Raw genomic sequence first — 17000 nt, forward strand, 5'->3', positions numbered from 1 at the left:
CAGTCACGACCAGATCCTCCCATCCCGCCACGAGGACCTTCATCCCGTCGGCCGGCTGGGCGCGACGGTGACGGTACGCAAGGTGGTGTAGAAGTCCTGCGCCGCCTTGCCCTGCTCGCGCGGGCCGAGGCTGGAGGCACGCTCGCCGCCGAAGGGCAGGTGGAAGTCCACGCCCGTGGAGGGTGCGTTGATTTTGATCTGCCCGGCCGCCAAGCCGTCCACGAGGCTGAGCGCGGCGTCCAGGTCGGCGGTGAACACCGAGGCGGCCAGCCCGTAGCGGACGGCGTTGGCGGCATCGAGCGCGGCGCCCACCGTGTCGGCCTGGCTCACCGTGCAGATCGGCCCGAAGACCTCCTCATGGTGCAGCAGATGGCCCTCGGGCAGGCCGGTGACCACCGCCGGCATCGCGTACCAGCCGTGGCCGGGCGACACCTGCCCGCCGTCGCGGATGTGGCCCCGGCGGAGACGGCACTGACCGCGGCGTCGAGCACCCGGGCTCGCGCCGCGTCGTCGATCACTGGCCCCACCACGGTGTCGGGTTCGGCGGGGTCGCCGCAGGGCAGCTTCTCCACCTCGGCGACCAACGCGTCGGTGAGCGCGGTCGGGTCACCCACGACGATGACCCGCTTGGTCGCGGTGCACTTCTGGCCGGCGTAGCCGAAGGCCGCGTACGCGACCTGCCGGGCGACGACGGCCACGTCGGCGTCGGGCAGGACGATCGCCGGGTTCTGGCCGCCCATCTCGCACTGCACCGGCACGCCCCGAGCCGTAGCCGCCGCCGCGACGGCCGCGCCGGCTGTGGTGGAGCCGGTGAACGAGACGACGTCCGCGGCCGCGACGACCGCCTGGCCGGTCTCGGCATCGCCGGGCAGCACCGTGAACAGCCCTCTGGGCAGCTGCGGACCGATCAGCTCGGCCAGCCGCAGGGCGCACGCCGTCGCCTGCGGCGCCGGCTTCAGCAGCACCGCGTTGCCGAAGGCCAGGGCCGGCGCGGCCTTCCACAGCGGGATCGCGAACGGGAAGTTCCACGGTGTGACAAGCCCGGCGATGCCGCGCGGGCGGCGGCGGGTGTACGCGATACCGACTCCGGCGCCCGGCTCGTGCACCGCGCCGGTCGGGTCGAATACCTGCTGGGCGTAGTAGCGGAGGATGGCGACCGTCCGGGCCACCTCGCCGCGCGCCTCGGCGATCGGCTTGCCGACCTCGCGCACGGCCAGGTCGGCCAGCTCGGCCGCCGCGCCGGCCACCGCCTCGGCGGCGGCGTGCAGGGCGTTGGCGCGGTTCGCGGGCGGGGCGGCCGCCCAGTCGGCCTGGGCTGACCGGGCGGCCTGCGCGGCGAGCGCGACGCCGTCGTTGGTCGCCGCGTCGATGGATACGACGATGTCCTTCGGGCGCTGCGGGGATACGGATCGCACGACGGGCATGAGCTCTCCAGTACGGGTCACAACAGGAAACCGGTGGGGAACGGGTCGGTGTCGTCGAGGATGTACTGCGCCTTGCCGGTGAGCCACGCCCGTCCGGTGATGGCCGGCACGACAGCGGGCCGGCCGCCGACGGTGGTGGTCGAAAGGAGCCGGCCCACGAACCGGCTGCCGATGATCGACTCGTTGACGAACTCGGTGTGCAGCGGCAGCTCACCGCGGGCATGCAGCTGGGCCATCCGCGCGGAGGTGCCGGTGCCACAGGGTGAGCGGTCGAACCAGCCGGGATGGATCGCCATCGCGTGCCGGGAGTGCCGGGCGTCCGAGCCGGGCGCCGCGAGGTAAACGTGATGGCAGCCGGCGATCTGCGGGTCCTCCGGATGCACGGGCGCGAGCTGCTCGGTGATCGCATCCATGATGGACAGTCCCGCGTCCAGCATCCGCTGCCGGCCCTGGGGTCCTGTGGCGCGAAGGGGATGCCGAGCTGCTCCAGCCCCACGATGGTGTAGAAGTTGCCGCCGAATGCGACGTCGACAGTGACCGGGCCGAAGCCGGGCACCTCCACCGTGGCGTCCAGCGCCTCGACGAACGAGGGTACGTTGCGCAGGGTCACCGACTCGGCGCGTCCATCGTGGACGGCGACCTCGACCACGACGAGGCCGGCGGGGGTGTCGAGCCGGATCGTGGTGACCGGCTCGGTGACCGCCACCATCCCCGTCTCCACCAGCACGGTGGCCACGCCGATGGTGCCGTGGCCGCACATCGGCAGGCAGCCGCTCACCTCGATGAACACCACGCCCCAGTCCGCATCGGGCCGGATCGGCGGCTGGAGGATCGCGCCGCTCATCGCCGCGTGCCCGCGCGGCTCGTACATCAGCAGCGTACGGAGGTGGTCGAGGTTGTCCATGAAGTGCTGGCGGCGCTCGGCCATCGAGGCGCCGGGGATGACGCCGACACCGTCGGTCACCACACGGGTCGGCATGCCCTCGGTGTGCGAGTCGACCGCCTCGAACGTCCTTCTGTCCCGACCTATCGGCATCCGTCCGCGACCGCCTTCTCGGTAGCCGCCCGGACGACCCGCTCCTGCTCGTCGGTGAGCCGCACCCGCGGCGGCCGGCACGGCCCGCCGTAGCGGCCGACGATGTCCATGGAGAGCTTGATCGCCTGAACGAACTCGACCTTCGAGTCCCACCGCAGCAGCGGGTGCAGCGCCCGGTAGAGCGGCAGCGCGCCGGCCAGGTCGCCCGCGACGGCCAGGTCGAACAACCGCACGCACGAACTCGGCAGGGCGTTGGGGTAGCCGGCGATCCAGCCCGGCGCCCCGGCGACGCACAGCTCGAACACCACGTCGTCGGAGCCGGCGATCACGTCAAGCCCGGGGGCTAGCTCGTTGATCTGGTACAGCCGGCGCACGTCGCCGGTGAACTCCTTGACCGCGACGATGAGCCCTTCCGCGTACAGCTCGGCGAGCAGCGCGGGGACGAGGTCGACCTTGGTGTCGAACGGGTTGTTGTACGCCACCACGGGCAGGCCGGCCTTCGCGACCTCGCGGTAGTGGTCGACGACCGCGCGCTCGTCGGCCCGGTACGAATTCGGCGGGAGCAACATCACCACGGGGCACCCGGCCTCGGCCGCGTCCTCGGCCCACCGGCGCGCTTCCAGGGCGCCGTAGGCCGCCACACCGGGCATGACCGTGAAGCCCTCCGGCGCCGCCTCGACCGCCGTGCGGAGCACCGCGCGCCGCTCCTGCTCGGTCAACGTCTGGTACTCCCCAGCGACCCGTTGGTCACCACCCCGTGGCAGCCCTCCTGGGCCAGCCACCGGACATGCTCGGCGTACCGGTCGAGGTCGACCGCGAGTTGGTCGTCCATCGGAAGTGCCGTCGCCACCAATACCCCGTGCCAAGACTTCTGTCGCCGCATGCCCACTCCCCATGTTCCGGTTCGCTCGACACAACGGCAGTACAATGTCACACTGCAACTGCCCGGTCAACGACACGTCCTTTCCAGGTGGTGGTGCATGGCCGGTACGCCGAGCGGCTCCCCAGATCTCGTCGTCGTCGGGGCGGGGATCGTCGGGGCCGCCTGCGCCTACCAGGCGACTCAGGTCGGCCTGTCCGTCACGGTCGTCGAGCGCGGGCCGATCGTCGGCGGTACCACCGGTGCCGGCGAGGGCAACATCCTCGTGTCGGACAAGGAGCCCGGCCCGGAGCTCGACCTCGCCCTGCTCTCCATAGGCCGGTGGCAGGCCCTGGCCGACCTGCCGCTGGAGGGAGGCACCTTCGGCGCGGCGGTCGAGGTCGAGAACAAGGGCGGACTCGTGGTCGCCTCTGGACAGTCCACTCTGGACGGCCTGGACAAGCTGGCGGCCCAGCAGCGCGACGCCGGCGTCGAGGCGGTACCGGTACCCGCGGGGCGGCTGCACGACGAGGAGCCGCACCTGGCCGACGGCCTCGCGGGCGGCTACCTGTACCCCAGGACATGCAGGTCCAGCCGATGCTCGCCGCCGCGCACCTGCTGCGGCTGGCCCGCCGCGCCGGCGCCACCGTGCTGCCGCACGAGCCGGTCACCGGCTTTCTCCGCGACGGCGAGCGCGTCACCGGCGTCCGGACCGCTCGGCGCGCCATCCCCGCGGGCTCGGTGCTCAACGCCGCCGGCACCTGGGCCGGGCAGCTCGCCGAGCTGGCCGGCGTCCGGCTCCCGGTGGCACCGCGCCGAGGGTTCATCCTGGTCACCGAGCCGCTTCCGGCGATCATCCGGCACAAGGTGTACCTGGCCGACTACGTCGCCGACGTGGCGAGCGGATCGGCCGCGCTCCAGTCGTCGCCTGTCGTGGAGGGGACCCGGTCCGGCACCGTACTCATCGGCGCCACCCGGGAGCGCGTCGGCTTCGACGCCGCCATGTCCCTGCCGGCCCTGCGCCGGCTCGCGGCCGGCGCGGTGCAGCTCTTCCCCGTGCTGCGCGACGTCGCGGTGATCCGCGCCTATCGCGGCTTCCGCCCCTACTGCCCCGACCACCTGCCGGTGATCGGCCCTGATCCCCGCGCACCCGGGCTGCACCACGCCTGCGGGCACGAAGGCGCCGGCATCGGGCTGTCCCTCGGCACCGCGCGCCTCGTCGCCCAGGTCCTGGTCGGCGATCGACCCGACCTCGACACGTACCCCTTCCGCCCCGAGCGCTTCGCCCCGAGGGAGCCGAATGACCAGCACCGACGGATTTGAGATCGCCTTTGACGGCGCCCCGATCCCGTGCCGGGACGGCTGGACCATCGGCGCGGCGCTCACCGCGGCGGGCGTGCGGTCCTGGCGCACCACTCGCGAGGGCCAGCGCCCCCGCGGCCTGTTCTGCGGCATCGGGATCTGCTTCGACTGCCTCGTCACCGTCAACGGGCGCCCGTCGCTGCGGGCCTGCCTCGTGGCCGCCGCCCCTGGCGACGACGTGCGTACCCAGCACGGATCGGGCCGATGAGCGTCCACGCGGTGGATCTCGCGGTGATCGGCGCGGGCCCAGCCGGACTCGCCGCCGCCCTCGCCGCGACCGGGGCGGGTCTCACCGTGGCGCTAGTCGACGCCGCCCCACGCCCCGGTGGCCAGTACTGGCGGTCGCCGGCACCCACCGCCGGGCCGTTCCGGCCGCAGGCGCTGCACCACGGATGGCGCCGCTTCACCGCGACATGGCGCCGGCTGGACGGATTGGCGGCCACCGGCCGGTTGCTGCCGCTCTTCGCCCACCACGCCTGGTCGATCCAGCCGGACACCGACCGGTGGGACGTGCACTGCCAGGTCGGCGCCGAACCTCGCCAGCCCGAGACCACAGCGGGGGTCACCGTGCGTGCCCGCCGGCTTGTCCTCGCGCCCGGCGCGTACGACCGGCAGCTGCCGTTCCCCGGCTGGGACCTGCCCGGCGTGCTCACCGCGGGCGGCGCGCAGTCACTCCTCAAAGGGCACCTCGTCGTCGCCGGCACCACAGCGGTCGTGGCCGGCACCGGACCGTTCCTGCTACCGGTGGCCACCGGCCTGGCCCGGCACGGCGCCCGCGTCGCGGCCGTCGTCGAGGCGAACACACCGCTCAGCCTCGCCCGCTCCCCCGGCGCCTGGCCGGCCGCCGCCGGGAAGCTGGGCGAGGCCGCCGGATACGCCACACGACTGGCGCGCCACCGCGTCGCCGTCCGGCACCGGCACATCGTGATCCGGGCGGAAGGCACCGACCGGCTCACCGGCGTACTCGTCGGCCGGCTCGACCGCGACGGCCGCGTGCTGGACGGCACCGTACGGCACATTCCCTGTGACCTCCTCACCGTCGGCTGGGGCTTCACCCCGCAGCTGGAACTCCCCTCCAGGCCGGCTGCGCCACCCGACTCGACGCCGACGCGAGCCTTGTCGTGGCCGTCGACGACCGGCAGGCCACCAGCGTCGCGGGGGTCTTCGCCGCGGGCGAGGCCACGGGCGTCGGCGGCGCCGACCTCGCCACGGTCGAGGGCCGGATCGCCGGCTTGGCCGCGGCCGCCTCGCTGGGCGCGGCCACGCCCGACGACCGGGCCCTGCGCCGGCGCCGCACAACCCTGCGGGCGTTCGCCGCCGCGCTGCACCGCGCCTATCCGGTACCGGAGGCCCTGCTCGACCTGTGCGGCGACGACACCCTGGTCTGCCGATGCGAGGAGGTCGACGCCGGCGCCATCCGCCACGCCGTCGAGGAGCTCGGCGCGGCCGAGGCCCGCACCGTCAAGCTCCTGGCCCGTCCGGGGATGGGCTGGTGCCAGGGGCGCGTGTGCGGCTTCGCGACCGCCTGCCTGACCGCCCGGTACGCGGGGCGCCCACTCGCCGAACCCGACCTACAGGCCTTCGCCCAACGGCCGATCGCGACGCCCATCCCCCTCGCCGCGCTGGCCGACCTCGCCGATGGCTAAAACCGCTCGCGGTACGAGCAGCGTGTGGGTTTGCGGTCCCGCGGCTTCGGCCGTGCGCTGGCCGAGGCGGCCCTCGCGGTGGCTACCGCATCCGGCGATCGCCGAGCCGGCCGCTCGCGAGCGGCGTTGCCGATGGTGCCGTTGGCTGCCGGCTGCCGTCGTGTTTACGGCGCCGATTTGGTGGCTTCATGGCCGAACAGGCGGTCGAGGTGATAGGTGAGAACGGCTAGTGCCGCTTGCCCGTCGCGCTGGCCGCCGAGGACGCTGGAGCCGAGTCCGTTGGTGAGGGCCAGCAGGCCGGCCGCCGTTGCCTGCGGATCGATGGTGGGTTCGATCTGGCCTGCTTCCTGTGCGGTACGGAGTTGGGTGGCGATGAGCCGTTCCACCTTGTCCGGGTAGGTGGCGCCATGCCGGCTCGCCAGGTCGGAGTCGGTGAGGGCCAGCGTGTAGTAGCCGGTGTATGCCCTGGTCAGTTCGAGGCTCTCGGCGTCGATGGGCAGGATGGCGGTGAGCGTGCCGTACACGACGCTGCGCGGTGACACCGGCCCGTGGGCACGGATGCGGTTTTCGACTCGCGCGCTGAGCCGCTCGCCGAGGTAGGCCAGGGCGGTGAGTAGTAGTTCCTCCTTGGTGTGGAAGTAGTACTGCACCAGGCGCAAGGAGACGCCGGCTTCCGCCGCGACTTCCCGCATGGTGGCCGACTGAAGCCCGCGAGCACTCGCGATGCGCAACAGCGCCTCACCGATCTGGCGGCGGCGCACCTCGTGGTCTACGCGTTTGGGCATGGCGATCCCTTGCGGTCAGCATCGACACCGTTCATGATACGTCTGTATCAGAAACGGTGGGACGGGGTGAGCACAGCATGGCAGCCGACCGGATCAGCGGCTTCACCAGCGACAAGGCGCGACAGCGTTTCGTACGGGCATATGAGGACATCCGGCAGCGGCGGTTGCCGGACGACCTGGTCACAGTGGACGCGCACACCAGCTTCGGCGTGACCCGCGTGTACACGACCGGTGGTGACGGCACACCCTTCGTGCTGCTGCCGGGCGCCGGCGGCAACGCGTTGTCGTGGTACCCCTATGTGCGGCGGCTGCGGGCGGCCCGGCCGGTGGTCGCCATCGACCCGGTCGGCGAGCCCGGCTGCTCCGTCCAGGAGAGACCGTTGCACGACGGCGACGACTGGGCGCGTTGGCTGGACGAGACGCTGGCCGCTCAGAACGTCGAGCGCGCACACCTCGTCGGCACATCCTTCGGTGGCTGGGTGGCCCTGGAATACGCCCTGCGTCGTCCGGACCACGTCGAAACGATCACCCTCCTCGACCCCGCCGGCTTCGGACGCGTCACCGGGCGCTTCCTCGCCTGGGTCATGCTGGGCGGCCTGGCGGCATTCACTCCCCGTCCGGTCCGCCGTCTCGCGGCTCGCGCACTGCACAACAGCACCCTGCTCGACGACGACTTCATCCTGGGGCTGCGGGCCAGCATGGGCTTCCGCCGCCGCCACCTCGTGCCGCCCCCGTTCACCGACGAACAACTGCGCCAGGTGATTGCCCCGACCCTGGCAATGCTCGGCGAGCGCAGCCAGCTGTACGACGCCGGGTCGGTGGCGACGAGGATTCAGGCCCAGATCCCCGCGGCGCGCACAGAGGTCGTCCCAGACGCCGGCCACGACCTCGCCGTCCACTGCGTGGACCTCGTCATCGACCGGGCTATCCGCTTCGCCGCCGCCCCAGAAGCACGAGCCTAACCAGCGATCACCCATCGACAGATCAGCCGATCACGGTGGGCTGCGCGGCGCCAAGCTGGGCTTGCGCCGTGCAAAGATGCGCCGGTGACGGTCCTTCTTGAGCACGGCGGTAGGCGGTTCCAAGTCATGGCTTACCACGACGCGATACGGCACGACGGTCCGGCGCTTGAACTCGCCGAGCTGGTGGACGGTGAGCTGGGCCCTGAGCTCGTGACGACCCTTTTCGCCGACGACAGCGCCGGTGAGGCACAGGTTTTGCTGGCCGACTGCAGCCTGCCGCTGAAGATACTGGCGGCATTTATGGAGCAAGTCGCGCTCGAAGAGCGCCGCATACGCGGGGCTGTATAGCGCTGGCCTCAGTCGACCGGTTGGAGAGACGGATCGCAGAGGCGGCACCCGGCTTCCCCTTGGTACAGGTCGTGTTCGGGGCAGCGGGTCAGCAGCGCCGGTGCCGGAGCGAGCCGCCAGTCCCCCAACTTAGGAGCGACGGCCGGCGCGGGCATGAACGCCGTCACCAGCTCGCGGTATCTGGCGAGGTACTCAGCCGCGTAGGGCGGGTCGTAGCGGAGCCGGTGCCAGCCGTGGCGCGTTAGTGCCGTGTCGATGACCCGGAGAAGAAAAGCCCGCTCCGCCGGCCAGTCGGCCGTCCAGGGGATATCGCCGAGGTCGAAGCCGGAGAACCCCCGGTCGTAGCGGTGGCCGTCGGCGAACAACAGGACCAGATTCTGCTGCCAGGGCGTCTCGGCGACATGGCAGCCGGCCAGCGTGAGGACGTCGAAGAACACGTCCGTACCACCGTTGGAGAGGCGCAGGTCGCCGGGCCCGCCAGACGCCGCGTTCGCCGTGAAAGTGTTACCCACGCCCGCATCGTCGCACCCGGCGCGAACACAGCGGCGCGGCGGCCGGGCCGTGAGGGCCAGCCGCCGCGCCGTTTGCGCTGATCAGCGTGACGGTAGGGTGCGAGGGATTGTGACGGTCAGGGGTGCGCTGCGCGCGGAGACGTCGTTGTCGGCGCTCAACGCCTGCACCGTCAGCGTGTACGTGCCGCCCGGCTCGACGGCGCAGTCGATGTGCACCAGCTGGAAGATGCTGACGGTGGTGTCGGACGTGCTGGACAGCACGATGTCACCGGACCGCAGCAGGTAGGACACGGGTGTGCCGTGGGTCGAGGCGTCCCACGCGATCCGGTCGAGCACGCCCTCGACGTACACGCCGCGCAGGTTCGCGGGTGTGGTCGGCGGCGGCAACGTGCGGGCCGGCGTGGTGACGGGGATGGAGACCGCGGCGGAGGCGTTGCCGGACGGGTCGACCGCCCGCACCGAGGCGGTGTACGTGGTGCCCGGGTTGAGCCCGCCGAACCCCTGCGTCGGGCTGAAGGCCCGGGCGTGGAGCGGGCCGTCCGGCGTCTGGACCGTCGCCTCGTACAGGACGCTGCCCGAGTTGTCGGTGGACGCGTTCCACGCCAGCGTGAACCACGTGTGCGCCACGTTCTGGACGCGCAGGTTGGTGGGTGCGGTGGGTGGGGTTCGATCCGCGGGTGCCGCGGAGGCCGTGGTGGGTATGGCCAGGACGGCGCAGGCGGCGAGCGCCAGCCCCATCCCGGTCGACCCGATGCGTCGGCGGGAGATGGACATGCCAGTTCCTTTCGTCACGTCGGTGCGGCGGACCTTCGATCTAGGGCGGTACGCCGTATCGGCGTTCCATCCCGTTCCATCGAGCCGGCGGTGGCGTCACGTGCGGACGGTCACCGGTCCGGCGTGGCGCCCGGGCCGGCGACGGAACCGGCCAGATAGACGTTGCCGGCGCCGTCCACCGCCAGCCCGTGAGCCGCGTCGTTGCCGCCGCCGTCGAATTCGACTCGATGCCGGTCCCGCTCAGTGCGGCTCGGTGGGTTGCTGCGGCGGCGGGTGGCCCAACGGAATCGTTCCGGCGAGGATCGCGCCGGTCGGCGGCCGATCCGCCGCCGGCACGGCCGGCGATCCCGCGGCTGCGGCGGCGAGGATGAGCGCCGCGCAGGCGGCGACGGCGCGCCGCGTGCCGGCAATCGTGTGTAGCACTGTTGTCCCCTCTCGTCGGATGACTGACCGGAAGGCGTTCCATCGCGTTCCACGGTCGTCACTGGGAGACGGGACAAGGCGGGGCTGTTGGGTGTGTAGCGCGGAGGGTGAGGCCGCGGGAGCAGCGGTCCGGACCACAGCGGACGTCGCGGTAGCTCAATCTCTATTGTGGATGGATCCGCCGACCGTCAGGGACGGTCACTGCCCGACCGGGGTCGCGCCGGGGCGGGTCCATTGTGGAATGGGGCGGCCGTCGCGGCGGAACCAGCTCTGGATCGGGTCTTGCGGCCAGCCGGCTGGTGAGTCCTCCCAGTCTTCCTGCCGGCCGTAGACGGTCATGTCGAGCATCTGTAGGGCGGGCATCATGACCTCGCAGCCGCGGCCGTCGGTCTCGTAGGTCTGGAAGACCCGGTCTTCCACGCGCAGGTAGACGCAGATCCCGTTCTCCTCCGTCAGGCCGGCCGAGTGCACGCCGTGGCGGGAGTACCAGGGATGGGTGTAGCCCATGAAGTCGCGGAACGGCGCGAACTGCTCGTAGGGTCCCTCGCACCAGACCGCGAAGGTGACCCCGCGGGCGTGCAGGTAGGTCGCGTCGTGGAAGTTCCAGACGGCGGCGGTGCAGCCCCGGCACTGGTCCTCGAACGGCCGGTCGAGATGCCACATGTGCTTGTAGACCAGCAGTTGGTCACGCCCCTCGAACATGTCGAGCACGCGGGTCGGGCCGTGCTCACCCACCATCCGCACCGACGCGTCCACCTCGGTCATCGGCAGCCGGCGCCGCGCGGCCGCGATGGCCGAGTGCTCGCGGGTGTGCGCCTTCTCCCTGGCCAGCAGCGCGGCGCGCTCGCGCAGCCAGGTCTGGCGGTCGACGATCGCGGGTACGGGTGCCATGCGGGTCTCCTCTCGTCGCGTGCTCTCACTACTCCTGACGAGCCAGGGGCCGACTGTCATCGCTCGCCCGTAGAATCCCTACCAATGGCGGCCCCGAGGACATATGGCTGCGCGATGTGTACGAGCAGCACCACCGCGCGCTGCACGTGCACTGCTATCACCTCGCGGGCAACGTGGCCGACGCCGACGACCTGGTGCAGGAGACCTACCTGCGGGCATGGCGCTCCCGCGACAGCTTCGAGGGCCGCTCGTCGGTGCGGACCTGGCTGCACCGCATCGCCACCAACGTCTTCCTCGACCACCGCAAGGCCGCCGCGGCCCGCACGGCACCGGCCGGCGATCTGTTCGAGTGGAACACCCAGCTCGGCCCCTACCCCGACGCCCTGCTCGACGAGGATCCCCTGACCGGCCGAGCCGCCGACGAGCTGGTCGAGCTTGCCCTCATCGCGGCACTCCAGCACCTGCCGCCGCGCCAGCGGGCCGCCTTCGTGCTGCGTGACATCCACGGCTGGACTCCGACCGAGATCGCCCGGCTGCTCGGCGCCGCGGTGCCGGCCGCCAACAGCCTCGTGCAGCGCGCGCGGCAGACCGTACGCCGGCATGTCCCGGCCGACCCTGGGCACTGGCGCCGCCCCAGGCTCACCGCGCAGGACGTGCGGATCCTGCACCGGTACGCGACCGCGACGGACGTGGCGACCCTGCGGGAGCTGCTCGCCGAGGACGTGCGCCTCACCATGCCACCCGACCCGCCCGTGCTCGGCATCGACGCCACCGCCGAGTTCCTTGCCCGGCCGCTGGATTGGCGCACCGTCACCAGCGCCGCCAACGGCCGTCCGGCCATGGTCTGTTACCTACGCCGGCCCGGCATGGACCGCCACGAGGCGCTCGTGGTCGACGTGCTGCGTATCGCCGACGGCCTGATCGTCGAGATCAACGCTTTCGTCGGCGCCCACCACGTCGCCGCCTTCAATCTGCCACCGTCGCTGACCTAGGGCCGGCGGTGTCCCATCGGCGTGTCCTCTCAGGTTGGGACAGCTGCCTCGTGACCGGCAGGTCATGGTGTTTTTACCGTGAGGTCCTCGACTGAGCAGACTTGGAGGTCTCTCATGGGCATCATGTCCCGTTCCACCGCGTTGAAGATCGCGGCTGTCTTGGCGGTGCTGGTGGCGATCATCGGTATCGCCCTGTACGACCTACCCAATCTGGTGCTCGGCGCGGACGAGAGCGAGTCGCCGTTCGGGCTGGTCATCGGAAGCTTCACGTCCGACGTGTTGGCGCTGGTGGCGGCATACGGCGCCTGGCGGGCCCAGAAGTGGGGCGCGGTCCTGCTGATCGTCGTCAACGCGTTCTGGATCGTGCAGGCGATTACCTCGCTGCTGGTCGATACGGCCGCGGTCGAGATGGTCTTCTCCTCGGTGATGCTGGTGCACCACATCGTCGTCATCACGTTGTGTCTGTGGCGGGAGCGCGTTGTCAGTGCGGCCTGAGCGAGCAGCCCGGCGGCGACGGCCCAGTCAGAGCCGATGGGAGTACCACCTCCTCTTCCCGTTGCTCATGATCTGGTATGCGTTCGTCGTCGCCGGGCTGCTCGCGGCGATCACCGCGTCCCGGCCGATCGACTCGTTTTCCGACGTTCCGTGGTGGTCGCACGCGATCGCGCTCGCTGTCGTGGTGGGGACCTGGTCGCCGGTAGCGACGTACGTCGAGCGCGGCGTGCACCAGCTCGCCTACGGGCAGCGGGACGACGCGTACGACGTCGCCGGCCGCGTGTATCGGCAGTTGCAGGCCGACCCCAGCCCCGACGAGCTGCTGCCCGCGGTCGCGGCACTGCTGGCGGACACGCTCGCCTTGCCGTACGTCGAGATCGAAGCCGACGGGGACGTCGTCACCACGCACGGGTCGGTGCCGCACGGAGCGGCCGTCGCCACCATCCCACTGAGGTACCACCACCTGACCCTCGGCACGCTGCGCGTGAGCGGCCGCCGCCGCCGGGACGGGCTGTCCGCGGCCGACGTGCGCCTGCTGGAGGACCTCGCGCGGCACGTCGCGATCACGCTGCACGCCGCCCGGCTCACCACCGCCGTGCAGCACTCGCGGGAACAACTCGTCACCGCGCGCGAGGAGGAACGCCGGCGGATCCGCCGTGACCTGCACGACGGGCTCGGCCCGACGCTCGCCTCCCTGGGGTTGCAGCTCGGCGTCCTCCAGCGCACCCTGCGCGCCGACCCGACGGCGGCCGAACTCCTCGTCGGTGAGCTGCGCACCGGTGTCCGGCAGGCAACGGCGGACATCCGGCGCCTGGTCTACGAGCTGCGGCCGCCGATGCTCGACGAGTTCGGCCTGGCCGACGCCCTGCGCAATCTCAACCCCACCGACGGGCTGGCCCGCAGCGTATCGGTGCCGGAGCCGATGCCGACCCTGCCCGCGGCGGTCGAGGTAGCGATCTACCGGATCGCCGCCGAAGCGCTCCACAACGCCGCCCGGCACGCCGGCGCCACCCGGTGCGCGGTCGAGCTGACCGCCTCGCCGGACGCGGTGGCTTTGACCGTCACCGACGACGGTCGTGGGCTGCCCGAAAACTACCTCGCCGGCGTAGGTCACCACTCCATGCGGGAGCGCAGCGCCGAACTGGGTGGCACGATCGACATGGGCCCGGCACCCGGCGGTGGCACCCGGGTCGCCGTCACCTTCCCGATGAGGACGCATGACTGAACCGATCACCGTCCTGCTCGCCGACGACCATCCGCTGTTCCGCAAGGGCCTGCGCGCCCTGCTGGAGACCATGCCCGGGATCGAGGTCGTGGGCGAGGCCGCCGACGGCAACGAGGTCGTGCGCCTGGCCCAGAGCCTCCGGCCGCGTCTGGTCCTGCTGGACCTGCAGATGCCCGGCGCGGACGGCCTCACCGCCATCCGCCGGCTCGCCGGCACTTCCGACGACCTGCACATCCTGGTCGTGACGATGTTCGAGGACGACGACTCGGTCTTCGCCGCCCTCCGCGCCGGCGCCCGCGGTTACGTCCTCAAGGACACCCACGACGAGGAGATGGCTCGGGCGATCCTGGCCGTCGGCCACGGCGAGGCCATCTTCAGCTCGGCGATCGCCTCCCGGATCATGGCATTCTTCGCCGGCCGCCCCGCCGACCCGTTCCCCGCCCTGAGCCCCAGCGAACGCAACGTGCTCCAGCTCATGGCGCGCGGGCTGCCCAACGAGGCCATCGGCGCCCACCTCAGCCTCAGCCCCAAGACGGTGCGCAACTACGTCAGCAACATCTTCAGCAAGCTCCACGTGGCGAGCCGGGCACAAGCCATCGTCCGCGCCCGCGACGCCGGGATCAGCTGACGTCGCCGTTCCAGAGGGTCACATTCAATTTCTTGAGACATTTGCCCCGGTCCGCGTCAGTCGCAGACCGTATGCTCCCGCGGGCACCGCTGCGGTCGGCGGCTCGCTGGCGCTCGCCGAAATCCCCGACCTCCGCTGCCACCTCCGCGGTCCAAGCCCCACCCTCGGGGGTTGGGGAGCTTGCCAACCGCGGAGGGTGAGGCCGCGGGAGCGACGGTCTGGACCACCGCGGACATCGCGGTAGCCCGACTTTCCTTGATTTTGGATCTTTGTCCGGGACAAGACGCCGAGGCGACCCCAACTCCCAAAGCTCTCTAGGCCTTGTAGAGCTCTGTCTCGCTGACGGCCGGGCTGCCGTCGTCGGCGCGGCCAAGCCGGGCGGCGGAGCCGAACATGGGGCCGCGAGCGCGCTGGATCCCGGCGAACCGTCCAAAGCCGAGCGGTTTGGGCACGTCGTCGTAGACGGCCTCCATGCCTCCCCTCATCGAGTACGTCTCGTGCCAGAAGCCGGTGCCGCCGGAGTCGCGCAGGAAGTCCAGCCACCACTGTCGGTGTGGTTCGGACCGGGCGAAGGCGAGCAGCGAGGGCAGGTCACGCCAGTACTGGCGCATCCCCATGTTCATCGGGAAGAACGAGTAGTACACGGGTTCGTGCAGCAGCAGGCCGTCCGGCTGGCTGGCGACCGACTGACTGATCTTCCGGCCGAAGCTGAAGAACGTCCGGATCCCGTACAGGTGGTTCACCCGCATGCCGAGGTACAGGACCAGGAGGTCGGGGTAGGCGGAGAGGTCGACGGTTTGCCGGTTTACACGTGTAGGCATCCAAGGCTCCTCAAGGCAGGGGTTTGCACGTGCCTTGCGATGAGGCTAGGTCGCCGCACTTTACGAGAACTGAATGGCCGGTGGATCTGCTACACGCGAGTGCGGTCCTGATCAGTGTTCGGTGACCTGCCCACCGGCTACTTCGAGGCGGCGTGTGGTGAGCACCGTGTCCAGCATCCGCCGGTCGTGGGTGACCAGCAGGAGCGTGCCGGGGTAGCCGGCCAGCGCCGACTCCAGCTGCTCGATGGCGGGTAGGTCCAGGTGGTTGGTGGGCTCGTCCAGCACGAGCAGGTTGACGCCGCGGGCCTGCAAGAGTGCCAGCGCGGCCCGGGTCCGCTCGCCCGGTGACAGGGTCGCGGCCGGCCGGAGCACGTGCGCGGCGTTCAGGCCGAACTTGGCCAGCAGCGTGCGGACCTGCGCGGGCGTCAGGTCCGGGACCGTCGCGTTGAAGGCGTCCAGGAGCGTGTCGCCGCCGAGGAAGAGCTGCCGCGCCTGGTCGACCTCGCCCACCACCACGCCCGGACCGAGCCAGGTGCGGCCCTCGGCCAGCTCGACGCGCCCCAGCAGAGCCGCCAGCAGCGTCGACTTGCCGGAGCCGTTGGCACCCGTGATCGCCACCCGGTCGGCCCAGTCGATCTGGAGGTCGACCGGGCCCAGGGTGAACTCACCGCGGCGCACCAGCGCGCCCTGGGCGACGGCGACCACGGCCCCGGCTCGGGGAGCGGCGGAAATCTCCATCCGCAGCTCCCACTCCTTGCGGGGCTCCTCGACGACGTCCAGGCGCTCGATCAGCCGCTCGGTCTGCCGGGCCTTCGCCGCCTGCTTCTCGCTCGCCTCGGTGCGAAACTTGCGCCCGATCTTGTCGTTGTCGCCGGCCTTGCGGCGGGCGTCGCGGACGCCCTTGTCCATCCAGGACCGCTGGGTACGCGCGCGCTCCTCGAGGCCGGCGAGGGTGTCGGCGTACTGCTCATACTCCTCGCGGGCGTGCCGCCGGGCGACCTCCCGCTCCTGGAGGTAGGCGGTATAGCCGCCGCCGTAACTGCGCACCTGCCGCTGCGCCAGGTCGAGCTCGACCACGCGGGTCACGGTCCGGGTCAGGAACTCGCGGTCGTGGCTCACCACGACCGTGCCGGACCGCAATCCGGTGACGAACGCCTCCAGCCGCTCCAGACCGTCGAGGTCCAGGTCGTTGGTGGGCTCGTCGAGCAGGAAGATGTCGTAGCGGCTCAACAGCAGCGATGCCAGGCCCGCCCGGGCCGCCTGGCCGCCGGACAGCGCCGTCATCGGCCGCTCCAGGTCGACCGCCAGACCCAGTCCGGCCGTGACCTGGCTCGCACGTTCGTCGAAGTCGGCCCCGCCAAGGGCGATCCAACGCTCGAGGCCCACCGCGTACGCGTCGTCGGCGCCGGCCCTGCCCGCCACGAGGCCTTCGGTCGCATCGTCCAATGCGGACTGAGCGGCGGCCACTCCGGTGCGCCGCGCCAGAAACCGCCCGACCGTCTCGCCCGGCCGTCGCTCGGGCTCCTGCGACAGGTACCCGATGGTCGCGGTCGACGGGCTCACGAGCGACGTACCCGCTTCGGCGCTGCCCAGGCCGGCGAGGATGCGCAGCAAGGTGGACTTACCTGCGCCGTTGGCCCCGACCAGCCCGATCACGTCACCGGCGGCGACGACGATGTCCAGCCCCGAGAACAGGACACGGTCACCGTGCCCCGCCGCAAGGCCCTTGGCGACGAGTGTTGCGGTCATCAGAATGCGACTACCTCAAAGACAGGGCCAACAGGCGGGGACGGGATCACACCGTACCGCCGCGCCCG

General features: G+C 71.5%; 18 protein-coding genes and 4 pseudogenes. 11 read left to right on the forward strand and 11 right to left on the reverse strand.

Going from position 1 to position 17000, the window contains the following annotated elements:
• Positions 1 to 39 precede the first annotated feature (39 nt).
• From Pflav_RS14875 to Pflav_RS14885, 4 genes and pseudogenes are all read right to left on the reverse strand, one after another.
• Positions 40 to 1424 (reverse strand): annotated as a pseudogene (locus Pflav_RS14875) (aldehyde dehydrogenase family protein).
• 17 nt (positions 1425 to 1441) lie between these two features.
• Positions 1442 to 1861 carry a proline racemase family protein gene (locus Pflav_RS45535; RefSeq protein ID WP_232071422.1) on the reverse strand — a complete coding sequence of 140 codons (420 nt, stop codon included), beginning with the start codon at positions 1859 to 1861 and terminating at the stop codon, positions 1442 to 1444.
• A 77-nt stretch (positions 1862 to 1938) separates the two neighbouring features.
• A pseudogene (locus Pflav_RS45540) lies at positions 1939 to 2460 on the reverse strand (proline racemase family protein); the annotation flags it as partial.
• Positions 2451 to 3179: a dihydrodipicolinate synthase family protein gene (locus tag Pflav_RS14885; protein WP_232071424.1), complete on the reverse strand. Its 729-nt coding sequence runs from the start codon at positions 3177 to 3179 to the stop codon at positions 2451 to 2453. The gene Pflav_RS14885 and the pseudogene Pflav_RS45540, both read right to left, overlap by 10 nt.
• A gap of 261 nt (positions 3180 to 3440) precedes the next feature.
• Here Pflav_RS14885 and Pflav_RS47955 point away from each other — a divergent pair.
• The 5 genes and pseudogenes from Pflav_RS47955 to Pflav_RS43600 all read left to right on the forward strand — a co-directional run.
• Positions 3441 to 3740: pseudogene (locus Pflav_RS47955) on the forward strand (FAD-dependent oxidoreductase); the annotation flags it as partial.
• Complete coding sequence (locus tag Pflav_RS14890) at positions 3662 to 4642, forward strand: NAD(P)/FAD-dependent oxidoreductase (RefSeq protein WP_332107759.1); 981 nt, start codon at positions 3662 to 3664, stop codon at positions 4640 to 4642. The pseudogene Pflav_RS47955 and the gene Pflav_RS14890, both read left to right, overlap by 79 nt.
• The gene (locus Pflav_RS14895) at positions 4620 to 4889 is read left to right on the forward strand and encodes a (2Fe-2S)-binding protein (protein ID WP_173036704.1); all 270 of its coding nucleotides are present in this window, start codon (positions 4620 to 4622) and stop codon (positions 4887 to 4889) included. The genes Pflav_RS14890 and Pflav_RS14895 overlap by 23 nt, the downstream gene beginning before the upstream one ends.
• Positions 4886 to 5692, forward strand: a pseudogene (locus tag Pflav_RS45545) (FAD-dependent oxidoreductase); the annotation flags it as partial. The gene Pflav_RS14895 and the pseudogene Pflav_RS45545, both read left to right, overlap by 4 nt.
• A 110-nt stretch (positions 5693 to 5802) precedes the next feature.
• Positions 5803 to 6327, forward strand: coding sequence for a (2Fe-2S)-binding protein (locus Pflav_RS43600; RefSeq protein WP_197938525.1), 525 nt, complete (start codon positions 5803 to 5805; stop codon positions 6325 to 6327).
• A gap of 164 nt (positions 6328 to 6491) precedes the next feature.
• Here Pflav_RS43600 and Pflav_RS14905 read toward each other — a convergent pair whose 3' ends face one another.
• The gene (locus Pflav_RS14905; protein WP_173036705.1) at positions 6492 to 7112 is read right to left on the reverse strand and encodes a TetR/AcrR family transcriptional regulator; all 621 of its coding nucleotides are present in this window, start codon (positions 7110 to 7112) and stop codon (positions 6492 to 6494) included.
• Between the two features lie 77 nt (positions 7113 to 7189).
• Between Pflav_RS14905 and Pflav_RS14910 the strand changes: the two genes are divergently transcribed.
• Positions 7190 to 8074, forward strand: a complete 885-nt coding sequence (locus tag Pflav_RS14910; RefSeq protein ID WP_173036706.1) for an alpha/beta fold hydrolase — start codon at positions 7190 to 7192, stop codon at positions 8072 to 8074.
• Between the two features lie 84 nt (positions 8075 to 8158).
• Positions 8159 to 8422 (forward strand): hypothetical protein, encoded by a 264-nt coding sequence (locus tag Pflav_RS14915; RefSeq protein WP_173036707.1) that lies wholly within the window; start codon positions 8159 to 8161, stop codon positions 8420 to 8422.
• 8 nt (positions 8423 to 8430) lie between these two features.
• Here Pflav_RS14915 and Pflav_RS14920 read toward each other — a convergent pair whose 3' ends face one another.
• From Pflav_RS14920 to Pflav_RS14935, 4 genes are all read right to left on the reverse strand, one after another.
• Positions 8431 to 8934: a hypothetical protein gene (locus tag Pflav_RS14920; protein ID WP_173036708.1), complete on the reverse strand. Its 504-nt coding sequence runs from the start codon at positions 8932 to 8934 to the stop codon at positions 8431 to 8433.
• A gap of 81 nt (positions 8935 to 9015) precedes the next feature.
• A complete protein-coding gene (locus Pflav_RS14925) occupies positions 9016 to 9708 on the reverse strand; it encodes a fibronectin type III domain-containing protein (protein ID WP_173036709.1) in 693 nt (230 codons plus the stop codon).
• Positions 9709 to 9948: 240 nt separating this feature from the next.
• Entirely contained in the window at positions 9949 to 10131 is a 183-nt protein-coding gene (locus Pflav_RS14930; RefSeq protein WP_173036710.1) for a hypothetical protein, read from the reverse strand.
• A 198-nt stretch (positions 10132 to 10329) separates the two neighbouring features.
• Complete coding sequence (locus Pflav_RS14935; protein WP_173036711.1) at positions 10330 to 11022, reverse strand: DUF899 family protein; 693 nt, start codon at positions 11020 to 11022, stop codon at positions 10330 to 10332.
• Between the two features lie 116 nt (positions 11023 to 11138).
• On the opposite strand from Pflav_RS14935, the gene Pflav_RS14940 reads away from it, so the two are divergent.
• The 4 genes from Pflav_RS14940 (at position 11139) to Pflav_RS14955 (ending at position 14362) form a co-directional block, all read left to right on the forward strand.
• Positions 11139 to 12014, forward strand: coding sequence for an RNA polymerase subunit sigma-70 (locus tag Pflav_RS14940; protein WP_232071426.1), 876 nt, complete (start codon positions 11139 to 11141; stop codon positions 12012 to 12014).
• Positions 12015 to 12137: 123 nt separating this feature from the next.
• Positions 12138 to 12509, forward strand: coding sequence for a hypothetical protein (locus Pflav_RS14945; RefSeq protein ID WP_173036712.1), 372 nt, complete (start codon positions 12138 to 12140; stop codon positions 12507 to 12509).
• A 67-nt stretch (positions 12510 to 12576) separates the two neighbouring features.
• Entirely contained in the window at positions 12577 to 13734 is a 1158-nt protein-coding gene (locus tag Pflav_RS14950; RefSeq protein WP_173036713.1) for a GAF domain-containing sensor histidine kinase, read from the forward strand.
• On the forward strand, positions 13727 to 14362 hold the full coding sequence (locus tag Pflav_RS14955; RefSeq protein WP_173036714.1) for a response regulator: 636 nt from the start codon (positions 13727 to 13729) through the stop codon (positions 14360 to 14362). The genes Pflav_RS14950 and Pflav_RS14955 overlap by 8 nt, the downstream gene beginning before the upstream one ends.
• Before the next feature lie 314 nt (positions 14363 to 14676).
• Here Pflav_RS14955 and Pflav_RS14960 read toward each other — a convergent pair whose 3' ends face one another.
• Entirely contained in the window at positions 14677 to 15183 is a 507-nt protein-coding gene (locus tag Pflav_RS14960) for a monooxygenase family protein (protein WP_173036715.1), read from the reverse strand.
• Positions 15184 to 15294: 111 nt separating this feature from the next.
• On the reverse strand, positions 15295 to 16932 hold the full coding sequence (locus tag Pflav_RS14965) for an ABC-F family ATP-binding cassette domain-containing protein (protein ID WP_173036716.1): 1638 nt from the start codon (positions 16930 to 16932) through the stop codon (positions 15295 to 15297).
• Between the last annotated feature and the right edge of the window lie 68 nt (positions 16933 to 17000).

The sequence above is a fragment of the Phytohabitans flavus genome, assembly GCF_011764545.1.
Lineage (GTDB): Bacteria > Actinomycetota > Actinomycetes > Mycobacteriales > Micromonosporaceae > Phytohabitans > Phytohabitans flavus.